Below are 4,875 nucleotides of genomic sequence, written 5' to 3' on the forward strand. Positions count from 1 at the left end.
TCTTAACTTTTCTTTATTTTTCCAAAGTGGCTAACTTGTTCTTGCAATTTGCGATTCAATAAAATTTAAAAATTCTTCTAAAAATGATTTAAAAAAGATAAAGAATAGTCCATTTTGTAAGAAATTTGACGAAATAATTAAAAAGTTGTCAGTAAATCCATATGATCCATCAGATAACTTTGAAAAATTGTTTCCACCAGAAGATAAACTTTATTCTAGAAGATTGAATATTCAACATCGTATTGTATATTCAATTGATGAAGAGAAACAAATAGTACATATTTATTCAGCGTGGAATCATTACGCGTAAAAAACTACAAAAAGACGTCGAAAAAGTCCTCAAAAATCTTGGTATGACGACAACAGACGCGATAACTCTTTTATGCTAAGACTAATTCTTATCCAGTAGATTTGACATTAACTCAAAAGGAAATTGCCGGTATAGTAGAGGAAAGTAACAAAAAATAGAATATGCATATGAGGGACTGATACAAATTTCAAAAGAAGATAGAAAAATATTAAAATCTGACAGAGAACAAGTACGTCCGGAAATACTTGAAATAGCCAGAAAATTATATGACAAACATTCTAACTTAATGGAACGATTAAAAGATTTATGACAAAATAAAAGGACTTTTCTAATGTTGAGAAGGCTTTTTTGTACTTCTTGATTAAAAGTATTCATATCATTTCGTCCAGTAGTTTCTATTGTTCAAATCGCCTATATGACTAACGATAGAGAAATTGATTATAAATTAACCAAAAAAGGCGAAACATTTAAGGGAACAATGATCTCTCGAAGTAGCATTGTTGATTTTGTAATTAAAATAATTAATAATCCTGAAAAGTATATGTCAGAAAGTTACGGTATCAGTAAACCTGGTACTGACAATATGCTGAAACAAATACGAGAAATGGATCATGATATTTAAATGTACTTTAATCTGTATTTTTTCTTAAAATCACATTGTGTAGTATACTTAATCTAAAGCATAAAGTACTTTAGATTTTAAGGAGGCCTACGAAATGCAAGAAAAAGAAGAACTAAGTAAATTGTCAAAGCAAGGCCAATTAGTTATTCCTTCCGCTATCAGAAAGCAATTGCATCTTGAAGGTGGAGATATATTTACTTGGACGATAAATGATAAATCTGAGATGGTTTTAAAGAAAAAAGAGCTGGATTGGAGTCAAATATTAAAGCGTACTCCAGAAGAGGAAATTACTTTTGATAAAAATGGAAATTATGATGCTAAAAAACATCCAGATTTTCATGATTGGATGACTAATAGCTAAGAATGATAATATTTACAATATCTATATAGCAAACATCCCATTTGATGATTCTAATCAATCTAAATTTCGACCTGCATTACTTATTGATGTTGGTGAGAATACCGCTGTTGTTTACAAAATAACTTCTAAATATCAAAATAAATCTGATAGGGTAAAGGATTTCTACTATACTATAATGAATTGGAAAGATGCACATTTGAGAAAGCCTAGCTATGTTGATGTACATAAAACATATCGCTTACCTCAAAGTATTGTATTTAAGCATAGGCCAATTGGCATGTTGTCTGAGTTTGACGTCATCGCTCTGTTTGATTTTGCTAATAACTATTTAAATGACCTTAATAAAGAACATTAATAATTCTTTTAAATTAATAAGAGATTCCTCCATGCACTTGCGGAAGTCTCTTATTTTTTAATATAATTAAAACTATATTTCTGTCAAAGGAGGCTTTCATTTTGCTATATTCACCTTTATTCGAATGTGATGTACCTTCATACCGCTAATCAGTGGTGTGAATCCGCTGATTTCTTAACTAATTAAGTAAATAAAGCGGAGGTTTCATATTTTGAACAAAAATAAAATAATAGGTAGCATATATTTAACTTTAGCAGCATGTATTTGGGGTGGGATGTTTGTCGTCGTCAAATCGGTCGTCAGTGAAATTCCACCAATTCAACTAGTTTGGCTACGATATCTCATCGGTTCAGTTGCCTTATTGGTAATCGCCTTAGTTGCAAAGATTCAGTGGCACTGGGATAAAAAAATTTACTGCTGATCTTCTTGATCGGATTAATTGGTGATACGATTTCTATCGTTGCTCAAGAAACAGGTACAATGTTTTCTTCAGCTCAATTAGGCTCAGTCACACCGGCATTCATGATTGTCTTCAGTTGGCCATTATTAAGAATCAAACCAACCAAAGGTAAGTGGATCAGTTTGTCTCTGGCTATTTTAGGTGTTGTGTCAATTGTTGGCTTTCATTTTACTGGAAATAATTTATTACTAGGAGTAATCTTTTTACTGATTGCTGGTCTCACATGGGCTTTGATGTCAGTTTTAATTGAACTAGTTGATAAGAAGTACAGCATCATTCAAGTTACTTTTTTAGGTACTTTAGTTGCTATTGTCTGTTTAACACCTGTTATTTTCATACAAAAGAGAACCTTTGGAATAAAGGATTAGTCTTATTTCACAGCCCAACATCAGGGTTGTTCTTCTTGTTTCAACCAATTATTGGAACCTTATTGGGATGGCTATTTTTAAATGAATCAATCAAAATAGGCTTTTTCATCGGTTTGGGGTTGATTTTAGTAAGTATCGTCGTATCCATTAGAAATGAATAGTAAAAATAAAGCAAATCAACTCATCTTTTATGGTGAACTGATTGGCTTTTAATATTTTAGTAATGATAGCGACATTGAATGATAATGATTGAATCATTTGTAACCGTATAGACGATTCGGTCGCTTTTATTAATTCTTCTGGACCAGCAATTGTCTAATTTGTATTTTAAAGGTTCCGGTTTACCTATACCCGTAAAGGGATGTCGAATAATATCATTAATTATCCGATTTAGAATCTTTAAAGTTTTTCGGTCTTGTTTTTGCCAATATTGATAATCTGACAAAGCCTTAATGGTAAAACTTACTCGATCAATTTTCATTAGAAAGTTTATCCCATTCTTCTTTTGATATTGTCTTTAGGTTACCTCTGTTTAGTTGCTCTAAAGATTCATCCAAATTTTTACGATTTGCTTCTGTGCCGAGTAGGTACATGGTTTCTTTCCAAGATTGATATTCTTTTTCCGACATAATAACCACATTACGATTTTTTGGCTTCGTAATTATTACATGATCATCATAATCAACTACGTCGTCAGTTAATTTTTTTAAATTCTTTCTTGCTTCAGAAATGTTAGTTGCGGTAGTTGCCATATTCAAGACTCCTTTTTGAAAATAACAGTATTCTCTACAACTGATTGTACAATATTTAGTACAGATAATCTATTAATTGTACTTAATGTTGTATACATTATATGCTAATGTATTTAAAAGAAAATTAAAGCTAAGCCCCCAACCAATAAGAAAATATAAAAGTATAATCTGTCCGACATAATTTTTCTACCGAATTGTTTGGAATTACTGATGTTCCCAACGATAGCAAAGATTGCTAAAATTATTAGTCCTATGCCCAAAAGTATAGTCATGCAAGATCCCCCGTATTCTTAAAAACTCAATAGTTACATTATCTTACTTTTTAAAATGATTTGCCAGAATACCCATCGTCAATTTTACTGTGAGTTACTTTACATTCCTTAAATGACATTTTATTGTTAATGAAACAAAAAGGATAAACGACTATGAAAAAAATAATAACAGTTATGCATCTTACAAAAGAATTTGGTGACAAGAAAGCAATTGATGATTTGAGCTTTAATATTTCTAAAGGTGAGTTTACAGCTTTTTTAGGCAAGAATGGAGCAGGTAAATCTACCACTGTATCAATCCTTACTACTTTGCTAAAACCAACCCGTGGACAAATCAGTATAAATGGATTTCAACTGGGTCGTGGCGATGCAAAAATTTTCCTGTTTGTGCGCTAATTCAAGGAAAGATAGTCAATACTGTTCCAAGGACTGATAAACATTTCAATCCACGTTATCCAACAAGTTACGATCATGGTTATGGTTATGCGTGGGGTACACAGGGTGCTAATTGTAGGCATGAATTATACCCATATATTGAGGGTGTCAACACGAATCCATTCCACCACCCTGATACTAAAAAAAAATTAAAAATGGCAAGATTCAGCAGAAGCAACGTGGATTAGAAAGATTAGTTAGACAAGACAAGAAGATGATTGCCTATGCTAAAAGTCAGGGCGACGAGTTTGGAGTTTCTCATTACAAAAGTTTATTGAGTGGACGCCGTGCCAAGATACGTAAAATAGTTAAAGACCATGATTTCTTACATCGTGATTATAGCCGTGAAAAGGTAATAACCAAGGTAGATAAATACATCATGTCTGACGCAAAAAAATGCTGTATTCCCTAAAGAAAAATTAACAAAATATGCACTAGACCTAACAGCCATAAAAAGTGGTGGAGCTTCTAAGGCAAAAGTCTTTCAAAGTGCACTAGGCTACAATTTAAATAATTATACAGATCTAATGGACAAGGTTTATAATGGCGTTACGAAATACGAAGCCATTCCACAATATGCCAATAAAGGGTCCAAATGGTAATACAAGAAGTGTTAGGACGGCTTGGGTTAAAGATCCTAAAAATGGGGAATTAAGGCTTACAAGTATTTTTGTTAATCATAGGAAGAAGGGATAGCATGACACCAAAGAAATTATTACCCGAATTTAGTTGGATTAAAACGAAAGATGGTATTACGGGTGTGACGCTTGAAGTATATAAAACAAGACCAAATTACATAGCTGAATATTATCCACATTCTCAAGCAGAAGATGAAGATGATGTTATATTTGCAGTAAATAATGAAGATATCGTTGATTATAAAATACCAAAGCATTAAATAATTATTGTCCTGAACATGACATTAAACCGTTCTTTTTTT

General features: G+C 32.0%; 14 protein-coding genes. 11 read left to right on the forward strand and 3 right to left on the reverse strand.

What is annotated here, in order from left to right; translation table 11 throughout:
- The first annotated feature begins 46 nt into the window (after positions 1–46).
- The 7 genes from FC88_RS12680 to FC88_RS13410 all read left to right on the forward strand — a co-directional run bounded on the left by FC88_RS12680 (position 47) and on the right by FC88_RS13410 (position 2,637).
- Positions 47–310, forward strand: a complete 264-nt coding sequence (locus FC88_RS12680) for a Txe/YoeB family addiction module toxin (protein ID WP_083484618.1) — start codon at positions 47–49, stop codon at positions 308–310.
- A gap of 406 nt (positions 311–716) precedes the next feature.
- Positions 717–932: an NAD(P)H-binding protein gene (locus FC88_RS08880; protein WP_268750934.1), complete on the forward strand. Its 216-nt coding sequence runs from the start codon at positions 717–719 to the stop codon at positions 930–932.
- Positions 933–1,026: 94 nt separating this feature from the next.
- Complete coding sequence (locus FC88_RS12685) at positions 1,027–1,293, forward strand: AbrB/MazE/SpoVT family DNA-binding domain-containing protein (RefSeq protein ID WP_083484619.1); 267 nt, start codon at positions 1,027–1,029, stop codon at positions 1,291–1,293.
- A gap of 25 nt (positions 1,294–1,318) precedes the next feature.
- The gene (locus FC88_RS12690) at positions 1,319–1,648 is read left to right on the forward strand and encodes a type II toxin-antitoxin system PemK/MazF family toxin (protein ID WP_268750935.1); all 330 of its coding nucleotides are present in this window, start codon (positions 1,319–1,321) and stop codon (positions 1,646–1,648) included.
- A gap of 211 nt (positions 1,649–1,859) precedes the next feature.
- Positions 1,860–2,069: an EamA family transporter gene (locus FC88_RS13255; protein ID WP_268750933.1), complete on the forward strand. Its 210-nt coding sequence runs from the start codon at positions 1,860–1,862 to the stop codon at positions 2,067–2,069.
- Positions 2,070–2,074: 5 nt separating this feature from the next.
- Complete coding sequence (locus FC88_RS08890; protein ID WP_476728530.1) at positions 2,075–2,476, forward strand: EamA family transporter; 402 nt, start codon at positions 2,075–2,077, stop codon at positions 2,474–2,476.
- Positions 2,477–2,511: 35 nt separating this feature from the next.
- Positions 2,512–2,637 carry a hypothetical protein gene (locus FC88_RS13410; RefSeq protein WP_476728531.1) on the forward strand — a complete coding sequence of 42 codons (126 nt, stop codon included), beginning with the start codon at positions 2,512–2,514 and terminating at the stop codon, positions 2,635–2,637.
- Between the two features lie 56 nt (positions 2,638–2,693).
- Here FC88_RS13410 and FC88_RS08895 read toward each other — a convergent pair whose 3' ends face one another.
- From FC88_RS08895 to FC88_RS12920, 3 genes are all read right to left on the reverse strand, one after another.
- The gene (locus tag FC88_RS08895) at positions 2,694–2,957 is read right to left on the reverse strand and encodes a Txe/YoeB family addiction module toxin (protein ID WP_057814812.1); all 264 of its coding nucleotides are present in this window, start codon (positions 2,955–2,957) and stop codon (positions 2,694–2,696) included.
- Positions 2,947–3,228 carry a type II toxin-antitoxin system Phd/YefM family antitoxin gene (locus FC88_RS08900; protein WP_057814815.1) on the reverse strand — a complete coding sequence of 94 codons (282 nt, stop codon included), beginning with the start codon at positions 3,226–3,228 and terminating at the stop codon, positions 2,947–2,949. Before FC88_RS08900 ends, FC88_RS08895 begins: the two co-directional genes overlap by 11 nt.
- Positions 3,229–3,341: 113 nt before the next feature.
- Positions 3,342–3,500: a hypothetical protein gene (locus FC88_RS12920; protein ID WP_157060457.1), complete on the reverse strand. Its 159-nt coding sequence runs from the start codon at positions 3,498–3,500 to the stop codon at positions 3,342–3,344.
- Positions 3,501–3,653: 153 nt separating this feature from the next.
- Here FC88_RS12920 and FC88_RS08905 point away from each other — a divergent pair, with 153 nt between their 5' ends.
- The 4 genes from FC88_RS08905 (at position 3,654) to FC88_RS08910 (ending at position 4,833) form a co-directional block, all read left to right on the forward strand.
- Positions 3,654–3,896 carry an ATP-binding cassette domain-containing protein gene (locus FC88_RS08905; protein ID WP_057814817.1) on the forward strand — a complete coding sequence of 81 codons (243 nt, stop codon included), beginning with the start codon at positions 3,654–3,656 and terminating at the stop codon, positions 3,894–3,896.
- An 11-nt stretch (positions 3,897–3,907) separates the two neighbouring features.
- Positions 3,908–4,123: a phage minor capsid protein gene (locus tag FC88_RS13390; RefSeq protein WP_412030875.1), complete on the forward strand. Its 216-nt coding sequence runs from the start codon at positions 3,908–3,910 to the stop codon at positions 4,121–4,123.
- Between the two features lie 195 nt (positions 4,124–4,318).
- Positions 4,319–4,537: a DUF6883 domain-containing protein gene (locus tag FC88_RS13395; RefSeq protein WP_420838810.1), complete on the forward strand. Its 219-nt coding sequence runs from the start codon at positions 4,319–4,321 to the stop codon at positions 4,535–4,537.
- 95 nt (positions 4,538–4,632) lie between these two features.
- Positions 4,633–4,833: a hypothetical protein gene (locus tag FC88_RS08910; protein ID WP_057814819.1), complete on the forward strand. Its 201-nt coding sequence runs from the start codon at positions 4,633–4,635 to the stop codon at positions 4,831–4,833.
- The last annotated feature ends 42 nt before the right edge of the window (positions 4,834–4,875 follow it).

Source organism: Companilactobacillus futsaii JCM 17355 (genome assembly GCF_001435505.1).
Taxonomy (GTDB): domain Bacteria; phylum Bacillota; class Bacilli; order Lactobacillales; family Lactobacillaceae; genus Companilactobacillus; species Companilactobacillus futsaii.

What these genes read in the sequence shown, in the direction of transcription:
- FC88_RS12685 (WP_083484619.1), top strand. Translation starts at nt 1,027, where the DNA reads ATGCAAGAAAAAGAAGAACTAAGTAAATTGTCAAAGCAAGGCCAATTA.
- FC88_RS08895 (WP_057814812.1), bottom strand. Translation starts at nt 2,957, where the DNA reads ATGAAAATTGATCGAGTAAGTTTTACCATTAAGGCTTTGTCAGATTAT.
- FC88_RS12920 (WP_157060457.1), bottom strand. Translation starts at nt 3,500, where the DNA reads ATGACTATACTTTTGGGCATAGGACTAATAATTTTAGCAATCTTTGCT.
- FC88_RS08900 (WP_057814815.1), bottom strand. Translation starts at nt 3,228, where the DNA reads ATGGCAACTACCGCAACTAACATTTCTGAAGCAAGAAAGAATTTAAAA.
- FC88_RS08905 (WP_057814817.1), top strand. Translation starts at nt 3,654, where the DNA reads ATGAAAAAAATAATAACAGTTATGCATCTTACAAAAGAATTTGGTGAC.
- FC88_RS08910 (WP_057814819.1), top strand. Translation starts at nt 4,633, where the DNA reads ATGACACCAAAGAAATTATTACCCGAATTTAGTTGGATTAAAACGAAA.